At 72.1% G+C, this 20,376-nt stretch carries 15 protein-coding genes; 6 read left to right on the top strand and 9 right to left on the bottom strand.

The window, feature by feature from the left end:
- Positions 1-228 precede the first annotated feature (228 nt).
- The gene (locus ACFPA8_RS18280; RefSeq protein ID WP_386449785.1) at positions 229-1,140 is read right to left on the bottom strand and encodes an FAD-dependent oxidoreductase; all 912 of its coding nucleotides are present in this window, start codon (positions 1,138-1,140) and stop codon (positions 229-231) included.
- Between the two features lie 286 nt (positions 1,141-1,426).
- Here ACFPA8_RS18280 and ACFPA8_RS18275 point away from each other — a divergent pair, with 286 nt between their 5' ends.
- The gene (locus ACFPA8_RS18275) at positions 1,427-4,957 is read left to right on the top strand and encodes a hypothetical protein (protein ID WP_386449784.1); all 3,531 of its coding nucleotides are present in this window, start codon (positions 1,427-1,429) and stop codon (positions 4,955-4,957) included.
- Between the two features lie 99 nt (positions 4,958-5,056).
- Here the strand turns inward: ACFPA8_RS18275 and ACFPA8_RS18270 are convergent, their stop codons facing one another.
- The 5 genes from ACFPA8_RS18270 to ACFPA8_RS18250 form a co-directional block, all read right to left on the bottom strand.
- A complete protein-coding gene (locus tag ACFPA8_RS18270; protein ID WP_386449782.1) occupies positions 5,057-6,676 on the bottom strand; it encodes an ATP-binding cassette domain-containing protein in 1,620 nt (539 codons plus the stop codon).
- 458 nt (positions 6,677-7,134) lie between these two features.
- Complete coding sequence (locus ACFPA8_RS18265; protein WP_386449780.1) at positions 7,135-9,585, bottom strand: Tex family protein; 2,451 nt, start codon at positions 9,583-9,585, stop codon at positions 7,135-7,137.
- Positions 9,586-9,802: 217 nt separating this feature from the next.
- Positions 9,803-9,928, bottom strand: a complete 126-nt coding sequence (locus ACFPA8_RS18260; protein ID WP_386449778.1) for an LPFR motif small protein — start codon at positions 9,926-9,928, stop codon at positions 9,803-9,805.
- Positions 9,929-10,122: 194 nt separating this feature from the next.
- The gene (locus ACFPA8_RS18255) at positions 10,123-10,986 is read right to left on the bottom strand and encodes an SCO6745 family protein (protein WP_386449776.1); all 864 of its coding nucleotides are present in this window, start codon (positions 10,984-10,986) and stop codon (positions 10,123-10,125) included.
- A gap of 94 nt (positions 10,987-11,080) precedes the next feature.
- On the bottom strand, positions 11,081-11,866 hold the full coding sequence (locus ACFPA8_RS18250) for an enoyl-CoA hydratase/isomerase family protein (protein WP_386449774.1): 786 nt from the start codon (positions 11,864-11,866) through the stop codon (positions 11,081-11,083).
- 218 nt (positions 11,867-12,084) lie between these two features.
- Here ACFPA8_RS18250 and ACFPA8_RS18245 point away from each other — a divergent pair, with 218 nt between their 5' ends.
- Positions 12,085-12,624, top strand: coding sequence for an ATP-binding protein (locus ACFPA8_RS18245; protein WP_386449772.1), 540 nt, complete (start codon positions 12,085-12,087; stop codon positions 12,622-12,624).
- On the opposite strand, the gene idi is transcribed toward ACFPA8_RS18245, so the two are convergent.
- The 3 genes from idi to galE form a co-directional block, all read right to left on the bottom strand.
- Positions 12,599-13,162 carry an isopentenyl-diphosphate Delta-isomerase gene (gene idi, locus ACFPA8_RS18240; RefSeq protein ID WP_386449770.1) on the bottom strand — a complete coding sequence of 188 codons (564 nt, stop codon included), beginning with the start codon at positions 13,160-13,162 and terminating at the stop codon, positions 12,599-12,601. The two genes, ACFPA8_RS18245 and idi, sit on opposite strands and share 26 nt — an antisense overlap.
- Positions 13,163-13,212: 50 nt before the next feature.
- The gene (locus ACFPA8_RS18235; RefSeq protein WP_386449768.1) at positions 13,213-14,148 is read right to left on the bottom strand and encodes a cation diffusion facilitator family transporter; all 936 of its coding nucleotides are present in this window, start codon (positions 14,146-14,148) and stop codon (positions 13,213-13,215) included.
- A 220-nt stretch (positions 14,149-14,368) separates the two neighbouring features.
- The gene (galE, locus tag ACFPA8_RS18230) at positions 14,369-15,409 is read right to left on the bottom strand and encodes a UDP-glucose 4-epimerase GalE (protein WP_386449766.1); all 1,041 of its coding nucleotides are present in this window, start codon (positions 15,407-15,409) and stop codon (positions 14,369-14,371) included.
- Positions 15,410-15,878: 469 nt separating this feature from the next.
- Here galE and ACFPA8_RS18225 point away from each other — a divergent pair, with 469 nt between their 5' ends.
- From ACFPA8_RS18225 to ACFPA8_RS18210, 4 genes are read left to right on the top strand one after another with little or no spacing between them, the layout of a single operon-like run.
- Positions 15,879-17,810 carry a DUF5941 domain-containing protein gene (locus ACFPA8_RS18225; protein WP_417801323.1) on the top strand — a complete coding sequence of 644 codons (1,932 nt, stop codon included), beginning with the start codon at positions 15,879-15,881 and terminating at the stop codon, positions 17,808-17,810.
- On the top strand, positions 17,807-18,559 hold the full coding sequence (locus tag ACFPA8_RS18220; RefSeq protein WP_386449764.1) for a phosphocholine cytidylyltransferase family protein: 753 nt from the start codon (positions 17,807-17,809) through the stop codon (positions 18,557-18,559). The genes ACFPA8_RS18225 and ACFPA8_RS18220 overlap by 4 nt, the downstream gene beginning before the upstream one ends.
- The gene (locus ACFPA8_RS18215) at positions 18,547-19,608 is read left to right on the top strand and encodes an iron-containing alcohol dehydrogenase family protein (protein WP_386449762.1); all 1,062 of its coding nucleotides are present in this window, start codon (positions 18,547-18,549) and stop codon (positions 19,606-19,608) included. Before ACFPA8_RS18220 ends, ACFPA8_RS18215 begins: the two co-directional genes overlap by 13 nt.
- On the top strand, positions 19,586-20,365 hold the full coding sequence (locus ACFPA8_RS18210) for a CDP-alcohol phosphatidyltransferase family protein (RefSeq protein WP_386449760.1): 780 nt from the start codon (positions 19,586-19,588) through the stop codon (positions 20,363-20,365). The genes ACFPA8_RS18215 and ACFPA8_RS18210 overlap by 23 nt, the downstream gene beginning before the upstream one ends.
- Positions 20,366-20,376: the final 11 nt, after the last annotated feature.

The raw sequence follows: 20,376 nt of genomic DNA, 5'->3' as shown, positions 1-20,376 counted from the left end.
CCGCAACGGGCGAAAGGCACCTTGACCGGGCTGAACCGAGCTGAGGTGAAGGGTATGTACTGCGGCGGCGCCCGGCAGGCCTTTTCCTGCCCATCGCCACATGAATGCCGTACGCGAGAGATCCGGCCTCGGAACGCACAGCCGCACGACGGAGGGGACGGCGTCCCGGCCAGGCCGTTCGGGCGCGTACCGCCCGGGAGCGGGCCGCCCGCAAGGGGCCGCCGCGTCTCAGACGGCGTCGAGCAGCCGCAGCACGTCGAGGGCGCATCCCCAGGAGACCGTGACGCCGGCTCCGCCGTGCCCGTAGTTGTGGACGCACAGCGTCCCGCCGGGCAGCTCCTGCGTCTCCAGCCGGACCCGCGGCCGGTACGGACGCAGCCCCACCCGTTCCTCGATGATCCGGGCGTCCGCCACCGCCGGACGGAAGCGGGCGCAGCGCCGCACGATCGCTTCGGTGGTGGCCGGGTCGGGCGTCAGATCCTCGTTGTCCTCCTCGGCCGTGCCGCCCAGCAGCAGGCCGTACGGCTGCGGGAGGAGGTAAGTGGTCTGCGTCTCCCCGGAGTCGGAGCGTGAGGCGAGGAACCACTCGTCGATCCCGGGGTTCTCCACGACGACGATCTGGCCCCGTACGGGCTGCATCCGTGCGTCCCCGGCCAGCTCCCGGGCGCCCAGGCCGCTGCAGTTGATGACCACGGGTGCCTCGGCGGCCGCTTCGGCGACCGAGGAGATCTCGCGCTGCTCCCGGCGGCCACCCGCCGCGGCCAACCTCCCCTGCAGATACGGGAGATAGGTCTGCATGTCGACAAGGGGAGTTCGCGGCGGCGACCCGATGAGCGAGAGCCACTCACCCGGAACGGAGCCGCCGGCGTCGTCCTCCAGAGTGCCGCGCACCAGGCGCACCCCCGTGCGGGCTGGCTGCTCGGCCAGCCAGGCGAAGTTGCGGAAGGAGCGCACCGCCCATTCGACGGCCCGCTCCTGCGGCTCGATGCGGTACGGCCAGCACAGGCCGCCGGAGACCTCCGAAGCCGTCGGCGCCGGCCCCCCGCGGCTCCAGACCCGTACGTTCACGTCCCGCTCGGCCAGCATCACCGCCGTCGTGAGTCCGATGACGCCTGCGCCCACCACGATCACGTCGTCCATGCAGCGACGTTAAGAACCCCCGGGGGAATGATCAAGACGGCGGCCGGGCCCGACCCGGGCCAGGCCGACCGGTGTGCGTCGTCCACGGCGGAACCCGGGGGCGACAACGTGGCCGGCCGCCTCACGAGGAGTCACCCGGCGCCGTCCGGAGCCCGGAGCCGAGGCTCCCCTTTCCGGCCCCTGACCGCCTGCCGCCGGCCACTGCGCGTACCAAATACGCGCACGTAGTGCTAAGCCCTGGGGAGAACCCTCCCGCGCGAGCGGGTCAGCGGGCAGAATCCCCGCCATGTCCCGTGCCGCCGCCACCGAACTCCTCGACGCTCTCGAACCGCTCGCTCACCGGGAGCGCATACGCCTGCTCTCCGCCCGCGCCCGCGAAGCCGCCGAGAGCGACGAACTGGCGGGTCTCCTCGACGGGTTGGAGCAGCACGGGATGTACGGCCGACGGCTGGCGGTGATCGCCGCCTGCGCCGGCCGGGACCATGCCCACCTCTCGGCCCGGCTGGCCCACCCCGACCCGTTCGTCCGCGGTCACGCCCAGCGTGCAGCGGTCGCACCGGCCGGCGGTGTCACCGACGACGCCGTCCTGCAGGCGCTGCACGCCGCACCCGCCGCGATCCGCGGCGAGCTGCTGCGCACCATCGTCGCCGGCGGACGCAGCAGCCTCGCCGACGGCCTCATCGACGTGCTCCGCACCCGCTGGGGCGACGCGGAGGCCGCCAGGCTGCTGCCGGGCTGCGGGGGTGCGGCCGTCGCGAGGCTGCTGCCGGAGCTGTTCCACGCGGTCACCGGCTGGGGAGCGCTCGCCGGACGTCACCCCGGGGCCGTGCTGGGGGAGTCCGCCCGGCAGCTGGACGAACTGCCCCCGGTGCTCCGTGAGTTGTGGTGGCAGCGGTACGCGGCCGGCGTTGCCCGCACTGCTGCCGCCCGGCCGGAACAGGTCCTCGACCTGCTGGAGCGCTACCGCGAACAGCTCCCGCTTCCCCTGGAGTTCTGGCCCCACCTCGCACGCCTGGTCGCCGCGGACCCCGGCCGTACGCTCCGGCTGCTGCTCGCCGACGGGCACTCCGGCCGCCTCCGCGAGAAGGGCCTTCCTCCTTCCGTGCTGCGCCGCCTCGTGAAGGCCGATCCTCCGGAGCTGTACGAACTGGGGCGCGCCTGGAGCCGTACGCCGCGGCGCTTCGCGGAACTGCTGCGCGCCCTGCCGCCCGGCCGCCGGGCCGCCTTCTACGACACGGTGACCGAAGGCGAGGACCGCACGCACGAGCGTCTCGACGAGGACGTGCTCACCGCGCTGCCGCACAGCCGCCGCGAGGAGGAGGCACGGCGGATGGCCCAGCAGGCCCGGGCCGGTGACGCCCACTGGACGACGGTCCTCGCAGCCCTCTCCCACCTCCCGGACAAGGAGGCGCACGAGGAGGTGGAAGCAGCGACCCGGCGTCCCGCGGCGGAGGACCGCGCCCGTGCGTGGCCCCTTCTCGTGCACCAGACGGTGCACGCCGCCCGGCGCAGCCGCGGCGACCACGCCGCACTCCGGGCCCGCGTCAACGGTCTGCTCGCCGCCATGTCGCGCCTGCGCGGTGAGCAGGACGCGGTGCGGTGGGCGGCGCTGAACGCCCTGACGGCCCTGCCCCCGCGGCTGCTCACGGACGAGGCCGCAGACCATCTCGACCGTCTCACCGGCGATGCCGTCCAGGCCCCCGACTCCTCCCACGAGACCCGGGAGGTTCTGGGCCGCCTTGCCGGGGCGGTCCTGCGGGAACACGTCGCGAGCGGCCGGCGCGCCCTCGTCGGGTGGGCGCTGAGAACCATCGTGCGTCTCACGGGTGACACCGGCGGCGCGGACCTGGGCCGGCTCGACCGTACGCTGCCCCGCGGCCAGGAACACACCGTCCACGAAACGCTGCGCTACTGGCTGGAGGCCGGGGCGGAGAAGGACGACCACGGGCTGACCTTCGCCCTCGCCCGGGCCGTGGGCCCGCGTGCGAGCGGCATGCCGGAACTGCAGGAACTGCTGTGGCAGGCAGTGCAGTTCGGCAGCGAGACGAACGGCCGCGCGGCGGTGGAGCTGTGGCTGCGCGATCCCCGTACGCGGGACAGCAGGGCCGCGGACGTACTGTCCCTGGACGCGTCGGCCGCGGTGCTGCCGGCCGTGTCGCGGACGATCTGCCGGCGGCGTACCGACCTGCTCGACACCGTGCTGGGCGAGACCCCGCCCTACGGGCGCTTTCTCACCAAGGACAACACCCGCCCCATGCCGCCCGTCGGCAGGTGGACGGAACGGTGGCTTCCCCGTCAGCAGCGGGCCGCCGCCCAGCTTCTGGCCCGCGAAGCAGACGACGACTCCAGCGGTATGCCCCGGCGGAAGGCCGCACTCTCGCGGCTCGCGCACGTACCCGGAGAGGGCGCACGGGAGCTGCGGCTCTGGGTGAACGACTGGGTGGAGGACGAGGCCGAGCTGGCCGAGGCGGCCATGTCGGCGCTCGTACGCACCGACCACCCCGAGGAAGCGCTTCCGGCCCTGCTCGCCCACACCACCGAGGGCCGGGCACGCAGCGCCGTGCGGGCACTGGCGCGTGCCTGCCGCTTCCTCGCCCCCTCGCAGCTGTCCGACGTGGTGCACGGGCTGCTGCTGCCCGCCGGGGAGACCGGCGGTGTCCGGGACGCGGCTCACGGGACGGAAGCCGCGGATGCCGCCGACGGCCTCCGTCACGAACGGCCCGGGGAGAGCCTCCTCGAACGTCCCACGTCCGGTGTGACCGTCGCGGCGCGCCGGCAGGCAGTACGTCTCGCCGCGTCCCTGCTGCCGGTGGCCGAGGCGGCAGAGGTGCTGCTCGCCGCTTTCGAACTCCCCGACCAGCACGAGGACGTACAGGCGGCCTGCGTCACCTCGGCAGTGCGGCTGCTGGACGACCACCGGGCCTGGCAGCTGATCGAGTCCGCCGCGAAGGGCGCACCCGTGCTGTGCCAGGCAGTGCTGCGCACCCGCCCCCTCCAGCTGCCCGAACGGCACCGGGAGCGCTACGCCAGGATCGTCACCGGCCTCGGTGAGGTGGACGACCAGCAGGTCGCCGAGACGGTCCACTCCTCACTCGCACACTGGGCGCCGTGGGCTCCGGAGGCGGCATCCGTCCTCGCGGCCGCCGTGACGGACCTCTCCAGCCGCGGCACCTGGCAGCAGGCCGCGGACGGACTCGTGGAACTGGCCGCCGCCCTCCCCGAGAGCGCCACCACCTTCACCGACGTGGTGTCCCGGCTCATCGCCTCCGACGCCGATCCGCACACCCCCGACGCGGACCCGGACCGTGACCGCCCCGCGCGGCGCCGCGTCGAGCACATCGTGCTCACTCTCGGGAAGCGGGCGGGCGGCCACCGGACGGCTCGGCAGGCCGCCGGCCAGACGGGCGTACTGCTCGCCGCACACGAGGAGTTCGTGCCGCTGGCAGCCCGCCTGCTGTGCTCCGCGGTCGACCTGGAGGCCGACGAGGAGACGCTGGGCAGGCAACTGCGCGGCATCGCCGGCCTGCACGCGCAGCTTCCCGGGCAGGCGTGGCGCACCGCCGACGAACTGCGCCGCACTCTGCAGCCGTACGACCGGCCCGCCGCCGGCCGGGACCGTCTGCTGCCCGTGGCGCGCGGCCTCGTGGCGGACGGGGGCCACGCGACGGGGCTGCTGGCGGTGGCCCTGGCCGCCGCCGTGAACCCCCGCAGCGGCTGGACCGAACCGTGGCGGGCCTTCCTGCGGGACGTACGCAGGCACGCGGTGCCGGACGTACGGGTCGCGGCCCTGGAGGTGGCGACCCACACGGGGGAGTGACCTGCACACCCCCGCGGAGGAGCCGCCTGCGCATTCGCCCGCGCGGCGGGCGCCCGCCGGGAAGCCGCGGCGGCGGGTGCCCGCCGGGAAGCCGCACGCTCACAGCTCCGCCGGGTCGCCCTCCAGCAGTTCGCCGTCCAGCCGCAGCCAGCGCGTGACGCCGATGTCGCGCAGGAACGGCATGTCGTGGCACGCCACGATCAGCGCACCCGCGTACGACTCCAGCGCCGAGCGCAGCTGCCGCACGCTCGCCATGTCGAGGTTGTTGGTCGGCTCGTCCAGCATCAGCAGCTGCGGTGCGGGCTCGGCGAGCATCAGCGCCGCCAGCGTCGCCCGGAAGCGCTCACCGCCCGAGAGGGTTCCCACCGTCTGGTCGGCACGGGCACCGCGGAAGAGGAACCGGGCGAGCTGCGCCCGCACCCGGTTCTCGCTCGCCGCCGGCGCGAGCGCGCGCACGTTCTGCACCAGGGACAGCGAGTCGTCGAGCAGGTCCAGCCGCTGCGGCAGGTACCGCAGCGGCACGTGCGCCACCGCCTCGCCGGAGACGGGCGCCAGCTGCCCGGCGATGGTGCGCAGCAGCGTGGTCTTTCCCGCGCCGTTGTCCCCGGTGAGGGCGATCCGCTCGGCGCCGTGCACGCGCAGCTCGGCCCGTGCGCCGTACTGCAGTTCCAGCTCCCGCAGGGTGAGCACCTGGCGTCCGGACGGGACCGCGGTGAACGGCAGATCGACGCGGATCTCGTCGTCCTCACGCACTCTTCCGGCCGCTTCGTCGAGGCGGCCGCGGGCGTCCTCCAGGCGCTGCTCGTGCATGATGCGGTGCTTGCCGGCCGAGACCTGCGCCTCACGCTTGCGCTGGTTCATGACGATCTTCGGCTCGCGGTTGTTGGCGCGCATCTTGTTGCCGTATCGCACCCTCTTGGCCAACTTCGTCTGCGCATCGGCCAGTTCACGTCGCTGGCGCTTGAGGTCGGCTTCCGCCACGCGCAACTTCCGCTCAGCGGCGTCCTGTTCGGTGGCGATCACTTCTTCGTAGCCGGACAGGTTGCCGCCGTAGGAGCGGATGCCGCCCGCGCGGAGCTCGGCGATCTGGTCGACCAGCTCCAGCAGTTCACGGTCGTGGCTGACCACGACGAGGACGCCCTGCCAGGCGGCGACGGTGTCGTAGAGGCGGCGCCGTGCCCGGCGGTCGAGATTGTTCGTCGGCTCGTCCAGGAGCAGTACGTCCGGCCGCCGCAGGAGCAGCGCCGCCAGCCGCAGCAGTACCGACTCACCGCCGGACAGCTCGCCGATGGTGCGGTCCAGGCCGATGCGTTCCAGACCCAGCTGGTCGAGCGTCGCGCGTGCGCGCTCCTCGACGTCCCAGTCGTCGCCGACGGCGGTGAAGTTCTCCTCGCGTACGTCACCGGCCTCGATGGCGTGCAGCGCGGCACGCGCCTCGTCGATGCCCAGCGCCTCGTCGACGCGCCGGCGGGTCTCGAGGGTCAGACCCTGCGGCAGGTAGCCGACCTCCCCCGGGACGTGCACCGTGCCGTCGGTGGGGGTGAGCCGGCCGGTGAGCAGGCGCAGCAGTGTGGACTTGCCCGAACCGTTGGAACCGATCAGCCCGGTACGCCCGGGGCCGGCCTGCCAGTCGAAGTCCGAGAAGACCTCGGTGCCGTCCGGCCAGCTGAAGGAGAGACGGGTGCAGGTGAGGGAAGGACAGGCGGGGGTGGCAGACATGTGATCTCCTCGGCCGGACGTACGGGAGCGGGCGGTGAACAGCGCGTGGGACACCGGAGACCCGCGACCGGGCGGAACGAGGAGTGAACGAGGAGAAGCAGCGGAGAGGAGCCGTTCGGAGAGAACGGAGGCCGCCGACGGTCTGGCTCGCAGCTCGCTTCCGAGGTCGCACTCGTGGCACGCAAAGGCGGGTGCACGGTGTCCTTCGACCTCAGACGAGCAATGGCCTCTCCTGTCAGCGGCAATGGGGCAGCTACAGAGGGTACGCCGGTCACCCGGGAGCGGCAAATGGTTTCCCGGACGGGGAGCGGGCCGACGGAAGGGCGGGCCCGCCGCGCCTCGCGCCCGGACCGAGGGACGTCACGTCCGCAGGCCTCGTACCCAGGGCTCTCGGAGCGGCACGCCGGACGCGGCTGCGGTGGGCCGGCGACCCCGCGGGGCCGCCGGCCACCCCGGCGTCAGCGCTTCTTGTCGTCGCCCAGCAGCCCCGCCCGGCGCAGCGCCTCCGCCATCTCGCTGTTGGCCGGGGCGGAGTCCCGGCGCTGCGGCCTGCCGCCGTTGCCGCCCTGCCGGCCCGTGTTCTGCCTGCCGGCGCCCTGCCTGCCGCCTCCGCCGCCCTGGCGCTGGCGTGGCGTGCGGTCCGCGCCGCCCTGCCGCTTGCGGCCCTCCCCGCCGGAGGCGCCTTCGCCGCCCGCGCCCGCGTCGCCGGAAGCAGTCACGTCGTCGTCCAGCCGCAGCGTCAGCGAGATCCGCTTGCGCGCGACGTCGACGTCCCGGACCTTCACCTTCACGATGTCGCCCGGCTTGACCACGTCCCGCGGGTCCTTCACGAACGTCTTCGACATCGCCGAGACGTGCACCAGGCCGTCCTGGTGCACGCCCACGTCGACGAAGGCACCGAAGGCGGCGACGTTCGTGACGACGCCCTCCAGGACCATCCCCGCCTCCAGGTCGCCGAGCTTCTCGACGCCCTCCTTGAAGGTGGCCGTCCTGAAGGCCGGCCGCGGGTCGCGTCCGGGCTTCTCCAGCTCCCGGATGATGTCGGTGACGGTGGGCAGGCCGAAGGTCTCGTCCACGAAAGCCTTCGGATCGAGCGAGCGCAGCATCGTGGTGTTGCCCACGAGGGTCGGCACGTCGGTCCCGGCGGTCTTCACCATCGTCCGCACGACCGGGTATGCCTCGGGGTGGACGCTGGAGGCGTCGAGCGGGTCGTCGCCGTCCCGGATGCGCAGGAAGCCGGCGCACTGTTCGTAAGCCTTCGGACCCAGCCGCGCGACGTCCTTCAGCTCGCGGCGGCTCTTGAACGGGCCGTGCCCGTCACGGTGCGACACGATGTTCTCGGCGAGCACGGTCCCGATGCCGGAGACGCGGGAGAGCAGCGGGGCGGACGCGGTGTTGACGTCGACGCCGACCCCGTTGACGCAGTCCTCCACGACGGCGTCGAGGGAGCGTGAGAGCTTCACCTCCGACAGATCGTGCTGGTACTGGCCGACGCCGATCGACTTCGGATCGATCTTGACCAGCTCGGCGAGCGGATCCTGGAGCCGCCGCGCGATGGAGACCGCACCGCGCAACGACACGTCGAGCTCCGGGAGTTCCTGCGAAGCGAACGCCGAGGCCGAGTACACCGAGGCTCCCGCCTCCGAGACCATCACCTTCGTGAGCTTCAACTCCGGGTGTTTCGCGATCAGTTCGCCCGCGAGCTTGTCCGTCTCGCGCGAGGCCGTGCCGTTGCCGATCGCGACCAGTTCGACGGAGTGCTGCTGCGCCAGAGCCGCCAGCTTCGCCAGCGACTCCTCCCACCGCTTGTGCGGAGCGTGCGGGTAGACCGTGTCCGTCGCGGCGACCTTGCCCGTCGCGTCGACGACGGCGACCTTCACACCGGTACGCAGCCCCGGGTCGAGGCCGAGCGTGGCGCGGGTGCCGGCGGGGGCGGCGAGCAGCAGGTCACGCAGGTTCGCGGCGAAGACGCCCACCGCCTCGTCCTCGGCCGCCGTACGCAGCCTCTGCCGCAGGTCGAGACCGAGCCGCACCAGGATGCGCGTGCGCCAGGCCCAGCGCACCGTCTCGGCCAGCCAGGTGTCGGCAGGACGGCCCTCGTTGCGCACCCCGAAGCGGTGCGCGACGGCGCGCTCGTACGAACTGGGGGTGCCGTCCTTGCCGTCCGCCTCGTTCTCGGAGGGACCCTCGGGCAGCAGCGCCAGTTCGAGGACCTCTTCCTTCTCCCCGCGGAGCATCGCCAGCACCCGGTGGGAGGGCAGCTCGGTGAAGGCTTCCGAGAAGTCGAAGTAGTCCTTGTACTTGGCCCCTTGCTCTTCCTTGCCCTCCCGGACCGTGGCCGCCAGCCGGCCGCGCGTCCACATGTTTTCGCGCAGCTCGCCGATCAGGTCCGCGTCCTCGCTGAAGCGTTCGGCGAGGATCGCGCGGGCACCGTCCAGGGCGGCCGCCGTGTCGGCGACGCCCTTCTCAGGGTCGACGAACGCGGCGGCAGCGGCCTGCGGTTCGACACCCGGGTCGCCGAGAAGACCGTCGGCGAGCGGTTCGAGCCCGGCTTCGCGGGCGATCTGCGCCTTGGTGCGGCGCTTGGGCTTGAAGGGCAGATAGATGTCCTCCAGGCGCGCCTTGGACTCAGCGGCCCGGATCTGCTGCTCCAGCTTTTCGTCGAGCTTGCCCTGCGACCGGACGGATTCGAGGATCGCCTCGCGCCGCTCCTCCAACTCCCGCAGATAGCGCAGCCGCTCCTCGAGGGAGCGCAGTTGCGCATCGTCGAGCATCTCGGTCGCTTCCTTGCGGTAGCGCGCGATGAACGGCACGGTCGAACCGCCGTCGAGCAGCTCGACCGCGGCCTTGACCTGCCGCTCCCGTACGCCGAGTTCCTCGGCGATCCTGCCTTCGATGGTCGTCGTCACGATGGTTGGTCCGCCTTCTCCGTGCTGGGTGTCCCCGGTGAGCCTGCATTGTGGCAGGTGGCACCCTCAGGCGGACGTGCAGACCGGGCCCGCGTCGGAAACAGTCCCGGAGCGGACCCGGTTCGCCGCCGGGGTCACGGCGTTCCCCTTGTGCCCGACGCGCCCCTCGTCGCCCGGCGCCGAGCGCGGAGCCGAGGGGGCGTCACCTGGTCGTGGGTCAGACCCTGCGCCCTGTACGGGAGGCTCCGCCGAAGAGGCGGGCCAGCAGACGGAACGGAAGGGTCACTACTGTGGCGATGGCGCCTCCGACCATGCGGAGGGCGTCTGCGATTGCTCGGAACATGCCGTCCGGGTAACCGGAGTCGGAGCACGCAAACAACCCGTGGCGCGCCGCTCGGCCTGTCCGCCTCTCCTCGCGCTCCCGACTCCCTTGCGACGGGCGCCACTTGATTCCCGGCGGCGGTGACGCCCCCGACCTCCGTACGGCAGGGGCCACTTCGCTCCGCAGGGGCGGCTCGGTCGACGGGCCCCCTTCGCTCAGTCGCGGCCGAAGAGGTCGTCGGGGAAGGCGCCGGCGGTGGCGGCGGACGCGGAGAACTCCGATGCCAGCTCGGTCAGCCGTGCCACACCCTCAGCACCGAGATGCTCGTAGGGGGCGCTGTCCATCAGGTCCGTCCTGTACTCCAGCTCCTTGCGCAGAGCCGTGCCCTCCTCGGTGAGGTCGCCCTCGGCGTCCATCAAGCCCCGTTCGCGCAGCCGGTCCTGGGCGGCGGACCAGTCCTTCGGGTGGTAACCGCGGGTGGCCAGCACCCACTTGGGCGCCATGCCGCGGCCACTGGCGGTGTGGCTGGCGAGTGCCTCCAGCGGGTCGAGACCTGCCTGGAGAAGGGCGGCTATGTGGGCATCGCCCCGGTGCTCGCGCAGCATGGTCGCGGCATGCCAGAAGGCCAGGTGCGGGGCGTCCGGTACGGGCAGGTCCGCGTTGGCGGCGTAGAGCGGCCGGCCGGAGCGCGTACATCCCTCGGCGGCCCTGAGCGCGAGCTCGGCCGCTTCCGCCATCTGCGGCGACGAGACGGCCTCGGCGCCGAGCAGCTCACGCAGCATCGTGTCGACGGCGCGCAGCCGTGCGGCCAGCACCGTCGCGGGGGAGGCGGCCTCCCAGACGGCTGGCACGTGGCGCGCGACGAGCTCGTGCCGGAAGTTGTAGAAGGTCGCCGTCACGGTTCCGGGCCCCACCGCACCGAGCGGCGCGGCACGTCCGGCCAGGTAGACGGCGCTGGGGTCCTCGATCCCGTACGGGGCGAGCTCCCTGCCCAGCTCGGGAGAGAAGTACAGAGCGGAGTGGAGCGGGTTGACCATGTGGTGGCAGCGCCGGGCGGCGCGCTCGGGGAGAGACGTCATGACTACAGGTTACCGATAAGTAATACCGGATCGAGGGTCGCTCATCGTGGAATTCACGGCCCTCTCACACGACCCCGGCCGGCCCGTCACCGCGTCAAGGAGTCCAGGTGAAGCGCGGAGCACGTCGTTCGAGGAACGCCGCGACACCTTCCGCCGCCTCTTCCCTCGCTCCCGCGACGCTCTGCCAGTGATCGATACGGTCGGCATCGCACCGCCCGTCCGCGAATTCCTTCGCCGACGCCTGCGTCAACTGTGAGCGTGCCGCGAGCGAGCGTGCGAAGCCGGTCACGCGCTCGTCGAGACCGTCCTCCGGGTGCACCTCGTCGACAAGGCCCGTCCGCAGCGCCCGCTCGGCGTCGATCAACTCCCCGGAGAAAAGCAGGAACTTGGCCGTGGCAGGGCCGGTGAGCCGTACGAGCCGCTGCGTCGAGGACGCCCGGTAGACGATGCCGAGCTTCGCGGGTGTGACGCCGAACAGCGCTCCGGCGGAGGCGAACCGGAGATCGCACGCGGCGGCGAGCTGAGCGCCGCCGCCCACGCAGTGTCCGCGCACGGCCGCGATCGTCGGCTTGGGGAACGTGGAGAGCGCCTCCTCGGCCACCACCGACAGCTCCTGCGACGTCTCCGGTGACTCACGCAGCGTGGTGATGTCCGCGCCCGCGCAGAAGGTCCCGTTCGCTCCGGTGAGGACGAGCGCCCGCACGGCCGGGTCCTGGGCGAAGCGCGTCAGCAGCGGCGGCAGCTCGCGCCACAACTGCGGGGTCATGGCGTTGCGCTTGGCGGGGTTGTGGATGGTGACGGTCGCGACGCCGCCGGAGGTCCCGGCGAGCAGGGCAGGCTGCGCGGGCGGTTCGGAGAGGGGCGGCTGGGCTTGCTCCATGTACGGATCGTAACCGGGCGGCGCCGCCGGCTCCCGTGGGGGAGAGCCAAGGTCAGTCACAGACCCGATCGGTGCGTAAGTCTTCTGTCAATTGCCATCGATAAGTGCCGACTTGCGGTCAGTGCATGGGATCAGGCCTCTGGCATACCAACACTCGATGCACGAGCCGGATGCACGTACATCTGCAAGAACACTCTGGAAGAGAGCGGGTGCGGGAGATGGAGAGCCCTGGGAGTCATCCGCCAGGAGCCGGTGGACAGTCCCCGCTTGCGCTGCCGGTCCAGGAACGGCGGGAGAACCGTTCCCCCGAGGGGACCTGGAGGTTCACCGCCCCTGCCAAGGACACGTCGGTGCCTCAACTGCGGCACACCGTCCGGGACCTCCTGCGGCGGCGGGGAGTGGTTCCCGAGGACACCCTGCAGAACCTTCTGCTCATCCTCTCCGAACTGGCCACCAACGCCGTGCGGCACGCGGCCCTGCTCTCACCCGAGATCGGGGTCGAGGTGAGCCTGCAGCGGGGATGGCTCCGCGTCGCCGTCGAGGACGGCCATCCCTACCGGCCCAAGGCGCTGGACGCCGACCCCGAGCACGAACACCTCGGCGGCAGGGGGCTGCTGCTGGTGAAGATGATCACGCTGGAGGCCGGCGGGCTCTGCGACGTCGAACAGACGGGGACCGGCGGGAAGATCGTCTGGGCCGCGCTTCCGCTGCCCCGCCTTCCCGCCGCCGGCCTCACCAGCCCGCTGACCCGCCGGTGAGCTCGTCGATCGCGGGCTTCGCCGCGTCGAGGACCGTCATGAACCAGGTGGAGAAGGGCTCTTCGCCGTGCCGGCGCTTGAGTTCCTGCGCCGTCACGAACGCCGTCTCGGCGACCTCCTCCGGGTCGGGCTCCGGTACGTCGCGTACGAGCCCGACGAAGAGGTGGTTGTACTCCTGCTCCACCAGGCCCGAGGCCGGGTCGGGGTGGTTGTACCGGACGGTGCCCGCCTCGCTCATCAGGAGCGGAGCCACGCCCAGTTCCTCGCTCACCCGCCGCGCCGACGCCACGAAAGGCTTCTCGCCCGGGTACGGATGGCCGCAGCAGGTGTTGGACCACACACCGGGGGAGTGGTACTTGCCGAGGGCGCGGCGCTGCAGCAACAGCCGCCCCGAGTCGTCGAAGAGGAAGACCGAGAACGCGCGATGCAGCCGCCCCGGCGCGACATGGGCGGAGAGCTTCTCGGCGGTACCGATCGTCTTCCCGTCCTCGTCGACCAGTTCGAGCATGATCGGGGCGGCCGCGGTGCTGTTCGCCATGTCCATCCTTCAATAGGAACTCTCCGGCAATGCGCCCAGTTTGCCGTACGTCAGTGGCACAACTTCGCTTCGTGGGCCGCATGTCCGCGCGGCTCCAGCTGGAACGTGCAGTGCTCCACATCGAAGTGGTCGCCGAGGCAGCACTGGAGGTCGTGCAGCACGCGCTCCTGCCCGACCGAGTCCAGCACTTCCGGAGAGACGACCACGTGCGCGGAGAGCACGGGCATGCCGGAGGTGATCGTCCACACGTGCAGATCGTGCAGGTCGTTCACGCCGTCCACGGCGAGGATGTGCTCGCGTACCTCGGCGAGATCCACGTCCCGCGGGGCCGACTCCAGCAGTACGTCCAGCGCCTCGCGCGCCAGTCTGAGCGTGCGGGGGACGATCATCGCGCCGATGACCAGGGAGGCGATCGGGTCCGCGGGAAGCCATCCCGTCCACAGCACCACGGCTGCCGATACCAGCACCGCCAGCGAGCCCAGGGCGTCGGCCAGCACCTCCAGGAACGCGCCCCGCACGTTGATGCTCTCCTTCTGGCCGCGGAGCAGCAGCGCGAGCGAAACGCTGTTCGCCGCCAGACCGATGGCGCCGAAGACGAGGGTGAGGCCGCCGTCGGTGGGTGCGGGGTCGATGAAGCGTTCGATGGACTCGTAGAGGATGAACCCGCCGACGCCGAGCAGCAGCACGCAGTTGGCCAGCGCGGCGAGGATCTCCGCCCGGGCGAATCCGAAGGTGCGGCGCTCGGTCGCGGGCCGGTTGGCGAAATGGATCGCCAGCAGCGCCATGCCCAGACCGAGTGCGTCGGTCGCCATGTGGCCCGCGTCGGCCAGCAGGGCCAGCGAATCGGCGAGCAGCCCGCCGACGATCTGCGTGACCAGGACACCGAGCGTGATGCCGAGCGCGATCCGCAGCCGCGAGCGGTATGCGGCGGCAGCGGTACCGCCGGCCCCCGGAGGCGGCCCTCCGTGATCGTGCCCTGCGCCCATTGCTGCAAGCCTCCCGCATCGACCGGTCCCGCGCCCAGCGCCTGACGCTGGCAAGTCAACTACGCCGGACGGGGAGGTGCAACGCGACGCTGAACACCGTTGTCATCTGCTTGACCTGCGCTTTTCCGTCAGGGCGGGCCGCGAGTGCCCCCGCAGGTCAGAGCGGACGCAGTGGCCCCGGCCGCAGCGCACAGGGTGCGGCCCCGGGCCGCACCCCGACTCAGCGGGCCCCGGCCCCGGGGTGGTGCAGGCGCCAGCCTTCCCAGGCGGAGGTGAGCATGTCCCGCACGGAGTGCCGCGCCGTCCAGCCGAGTTCCTTCGCCGCCAGTTCCGCCGAGGCCACGACGCGCGCCGGGTCGCCGGCGCGGCGGGGGGCGACGCGGGCGGCGGGTTCGCGCTTGCCGGTGATCTCGGCGACGAGATCGGCCATCTCCCGTACGGACACGCCCCTGCCGGTGCCGATGTTCACGGTGAGGTCCCGGCCCCGGGCCTCACCGGGGGCGCCGGACGTCCCCGCCGCTCCGGACGCGGCGGGCTCCGCGCCCAGGTGCCGTGCCGCGGCGAGATGGGCCTCGGCCAGATCCTGGACGTGGATGTAGTCCCGCACACAGGTTCCGTCCGGGGTCGGATAGTCGTCCCCGAAGATCAGCGGTGCCTCGCCGCGGGTGAGGGCGTCGAAGAACATCGGAACGATGTTGAACACCCCGGTGTCGGCCAGCTCCGGCCGGGCCGCGCCCGCCACGTTGAAATAGCGCAGACACGCCGTCGCCATTCCGGTTGCCCGGCCCGTGGCGCGTACCAGCCATTCGCCGGTGAGCTTCGTCTCCCCGTAGGGGTTCATCGGCACGCACGGCGTCCGTTCAGTGACGAGATCGACGTCCGGGGTGCCGTAGACGGCGGCGGAGGAGGAGAAGACGAAGCGCCGCACACCGGCGTCCACCACAGCCTCGAGGAGCACGGTCAGCCCGTGCACGTTCTCCCGGTAGTAGTGCAGCGGCCGCTCGACGGACTCGCCCACCTGCTTGCGGGCGGCGAGGTGGAGCACCCCGGTGACCTCGTGCTCCTCGAACGTCCGGTCCAGCAGCCGCCGGTCGGAGACCGCGCCCCGCACGAGCACCGGCCACGGCTCCGTACCCTCCAGCCGTGCCGGAACCCCCGCAGAGAGGTCGTCCAGCACGACCACGCGCTCACCGGCCTCCATCATCGTCCGCGCCACGTGCGCCCCGATGTATCCCGCCCCACCTGTGATCAACCACGTCATATCGGCAGCCTATCCGCAGCCCCGGCCGGCCCGTCCGCGGCCGCGGCACCCCGCCGGCGCCGGGCGGTCCCGGCCCCCGGCCCTCGCCGGACCCTGGCCGCAGGCGCGTGCCGGAGGGAGAAGTCACCCGGACGAAGTCGACGATCTCGCACTGCGGAAAGGGGCCGGGACCGGCCACGCGAGCACCTTCGCGGCCGTCGCCGCAGGGACCGCATTTGTCGGGCCGCCCATGATCGACCATGCTGTGCCCCCGGCAGGGCAACGGCCCCACGGTGAACGCGCGATGAAAGCTCACCCACCGGATCGGATAGCCTCTGCCGACGTGCCGCCCGCCCCTCTCACGGGCGATGGCGCACCTGACCGCTGCCCGGCCGTGCCCAAGGCCGGAAGCCGCGCTGCGCCAGCTTCCAAGGAGTGAGTTCGACTGTCGACCGCCATCCTCACCGGCACGCCGGTCGCCGGTTCGCCGCTGGAGAACGACCTGCGAGCGCTGGGCTTCGACGTGCGCGTGGCCCCCGGCGAGGACCGGCTGTCCGGCGAAGTGGCCGCCGTGCCCGCAGGGGTACGGGTCGCCCTCGTCGACCCGCGCTTCGTGGGACACCGGCACAGCCTGCGTCTCGCGCTCACCGACCCCCGGTTTCCCGCCGGCGCCGCGCCCGGTGTGCTGGCCGTCGCGCCGCAGGCGCGCGCCGCGCTGAACCGCGCGCTCCGCGAACCCGCCGCTGACACCGGGCAGTCCGGCCGGGCGACCACCGACACGGAGGAAGCGGGCGCAGCCGGCGGTGCGTCCGCCGACGCGGCCCGTGGCGGGGTCGCCGCCCCCGGCGAGACGACCGTCACCGCGACCCCGCACACCCTGCGCACCGTCCCCGACGAACTCGCCGACGCCCTCGATGCCCAGGGCCTGCCGGTGCACCGCCCCGACCTCGGCGCGCTCGTCGCGACGGTGCCCGCCCACGAGGAGGCCCGGGCGGCCGCCCGCGGCGACGTGGACGGCGTCGACGACGAGGCCGTACGGCTGCGCAGCGCGGTGAAGCCCCGCGACGGCTTCTTCACCACCTTCTGCGTCAGCCCCTACTCCCGCTACATCGCCCGCTGGTGCGCCCGTCGCGGACTCACCCCCAACCAGGTCACCACCGCCTCGCTGATCACCGCCCTCGTCGCGGCCGCGTGCGCCGCCACCGGGGAGCGCGGGGGCTTCGTCGCGGCCGGGGTGCTGCTGATCGCCTCGTTCGTACTGGACGCCACCGACGGGCAGCTCGCCCGCTACGACCTGCAGTACTCCACGCTGGGCGCCTGGCTCGACGCCACCTTCGACCGCGCCAAGGAGTACGCGTACTACGCCGGTCTCGCCCTCGGCGCCGCCCGCGGCGGTGAGGACGTGTGGGCGCTCGCGCTGGGCGCCATGGTGCTCCAGACGGTCCGGCACGTCGTCGACTTCTCCTTCAACGAGGCGAACCACGACGCCCAGGCCAACACCAGCCCCACCGCCGCGCTCTCCAGCAGGCTCGACAGCGTCGGCTGGACGGTCTGGCTCCGCCGGATGATCGTCCTGCCGATCGGTGAGCGCTGGGCGCTGATCGCCGTGCTCACGGCGTGCACCACACCGCGCATCACCTTCCTCGTACTGCTCGCCGGCTGCGCCCTTGCCGCCTGCTACACCACCGCAGGCCGCGTGCTGCGCTCCCTGAACCGGGCGGGACCCGCGGCGCGCGGCTCCGACCGGGCCGCCCGCGCGCTGGCGGACCTCGCGGACAGCGGACCGCTCGCACAGGGCTGCGCCGGCGCAGGGGCAGCCCTGGCGCGGCGCGCGGGGCTGTCCCTGCCGGGCTTCGCCCGTCCGGCCGTCGCGCTGCTCGGTGCCCTGGTGCTGCTCGCCACCGCGCTGTGGACACCCGCGGGCAGCGTCTGGCCGCTGCTGGCCGCGCTGTTGTACGTGCTGACCTCGGGTCTCGCCGTCGCCGGCCCGATGCGCGGTGCCCTGGACTGGCTCGTCCCGCCCGTCTTCCGTACAGCGGAATACGTGCTCGTCCTCATCCTCGCCGTGCTCGCCGCCCGGGACGGGGTGAGCGGTGCGGTTCCCGCCGCGTTCGGGCTGGTGGCGGCGGTCGCCTACCATCACTACGACACGGTGTACCGCATCCGCGGCGGCACCGGCGCGCCTCCGAACTGGCTTGTGCGTGCGACCGGAGGCCACGAAGGAAGGGCCTTGGCCGTCACCCTCGCCGCAGTCCTCTGGCTGGGCGGCGACAGCCGTGGCCAGGCCCAGGGACAAGGTTTCACCATCGCGACGACCACGCTGGCCGTGGTCATCGCGGCAGTGGTGCTCGTCGAGAGCATCCGCTTCTGGGTGTCCTCCAAAGCACCCGCCGTACACGACGAAACAGGAGAACCCGCATGATCGGCCTCGTGCTGGCCGCCGGCGCCGGACGGCGTCTGCGCCCCTACACCGACACCCTTCCCAAGGCGCTCGTCCCGGTCGGTCCCGAAGGCGACGAGGAGTCGCAGACCGTCCTCGACATCGCCCTCGCCAACTTCGCCGCCGTCGGCCTGACCGACGTCGCCGTGGTCGTCGGCTACCGCAAGGAGGCCGTGTACGAGCGCAAGGAGGCGCTGGAGCAGAAGCACGGCGTCAAGCTCACCCTCGTCGACAACGACAAGGCCGAGGAGTGGAACAACGCCTACTCCCTCTGGTGCGCCCGTGACGTCATCAAGCAGGGCGCCCTGCTGGCCAACGGCGACACCGTCCACCCGGTCTCCGTCCAGAAGACCTTGCTGAACGCACGCGGCAACGGCCAGAAGATCATCCTCGCCCTCGACACGGTCAAGAACCTGGACGAGGAGGAGATGAAGGTCGTCACCGACCCCGAGAAGGGCGTCCAGCAGATCACCAAGCTGATGGACCCCTCCATCGCGTCGGGCGAGTACATCGGGCTGACCCTCATCGAGCCGGAGGCCGCCGAGGAGCTGGCCGACGCGCTGAAGACCACCTTCGAGCGCGACCCGCAGCTCTACTACGAGGACGGTTACCAGGAGCTCGTCCACCGCGGCTTCAAGATCGACGTGGCGCCGATCGGCGACGTGCAGTGGGTCGAGATCGACAACCACGAGGACCTCGCCAAGGGCAGGGAGATCGCATGCCGGTACTGACCCGCCTCATCCCGTCCCCCGTCGTCGTCGACATCAGCCGCGGCGCTCTGGACGACCTGGCGGGCCTGCTGGCCGACCAGCGGATCTCCTCGAACGGCAGGCTCGCCTTCGCCATCAGCGGCGGCTCGGGCGCGGCTCTGCGTGAGCGCTTCGCTCCCGCCCTCCCCAGCGCGGACTGGTACGAGGTCGGCGGCGGCACCATCGACGACGCCATCAAGCTCGCGGACGCCATGAAGTCCGGGCGCTACGACGCGGTCGTCGGCCTCGGCGGCGGCAAGATCATCGACTGTGCGAAGTTCGCAGCGGCGCGCATCGGCCTGCCGCTGGTCGCCGTGGCCACCAACCTCTCGCACGACGGCCTGTGTTCGCCGGTGGCCACCCTCGACAACGACGCGGGCCGCGGCTCGTACGGCGTGCCGAACCCCATCGCGGTCGTCATCGACCTCGACGTCATCCGTGAGGCCCCGGCCCGTTTCGTCCGCTCCGGCATCGGCGACGCCATCTCCAACATCTCGGCCGTACGGGACTGGGAGCTGGCCCACACGGTGCGCGGCGAGGACATCGACGGTCTGGCCGCCGCCATGGCACGCCAGGCCGGCGAGGCGGTGCTGCGCCACCCCGGCAGCGTCAGCGACGACGCCTTTCTCCAAGTCCTCGCCGAGGGGCTGGTGCTGACCGGTATCTCGATGTCGGTGGCCGGTGACAGCCGTCCGGCCTCGGGTGCCTGCCACGAGATCAACCACGCGTTCGACCTGCTCTTCCCGAAGCGGGCGGCGAGCCACGGCGAACAGTGCGGCCTCGGTGCGGCGTTCGCCACGTTCCTGCGCGGCGACAGGGAGATGTCGATGCTGATGGTCGAGGTGCTGCGGCGCCACGGCCTGCCGGTACTGCCCAGCGAAATCGGCTTCGACGAGGACGAGTTCGTGAAGGTGGTCGAATACGCCCCGGAGACCCGTCCCGGCCGGTACACCATTCTTGAGCACCTCGACCTGTCCGCCGACCAGATCAGGGACGCATACCGCGACTATGCACAAGCCATCAGTAGCTGAACTCCGCCCGGTCGTTCATCCCGAGGGCGTGAAGGACAGGCGCAGCGGTGAGCACTGGGCCGGGCGGCTCTACATGCGCGAGATCTCCCTGCGCATGGACCGGCACCTGGTGAACACGCGGGTCACGCCCAACCAGCTGACCTATCTGATGACTGTCGCGGGAGTCCTCGCCGCCCCGGCCCTGCTGGTGCCGGGGATCGGCGGGGCGGTGCTCGGCGTGGTCGCCGTCCAGCTCTACCTGCTGCTCGACTGCGTGGACGGCGAACTCGCCCGCTGGAAGCAGCAGTACTCGCTCGGCGGCGTGTACCTGGACCGGGTCGGCGCCTACCTGTGCGACGCCGCCGTGCTGGTGGGCTTCGGCCTGCGCGCGGCCGACCTGTGGGGCGAGGGCCGGGTGGACTGGCTGTGGGCCTTTCTGGGCACCCTCGCCGCGCTCGGCGCCGTACTGATCAAGGCCGAGACGGATCTTGTCGGTGTGGCCCGTCACCAGAGCGGGCTGCCGCCCGTGAAGGAGGCCGCGAGCGAACCTCGTTCGTCCGGCATGGCGCTGGCCCGTAAGGCGGCCGCGGCGCTGAAGTTCCACCGGCTGATACTCGGGATCGAGGCGTCGCTGCTCATCCTGGTCCTGGCGGTGCTGGACCAGATCAGAGGGGACCTCTTCTTCAGCAGGCTCGGTGTCGCCGTGCTCGCGGGCATCGCCCTCGTGCAGACGCTGCTGCATCTGGTGTCCATCCTCGCTTCCAGCAGGCTCAAGTGACGGAGGGATCT

It is taken from the genome of Streptomyces ovatisporus (genome assembly GCF_042653885.1).
Classification (GTDB): domain Bacteria; phylum Actinomycetota; class Actinomycetes; order Streptomycetales; family Streptomycetaceae; genus Streptomyces; species Streptomyces ovatisporus.
This window is presented reverse-complemented; position numbering and strand designations above follow the sequence as displayed.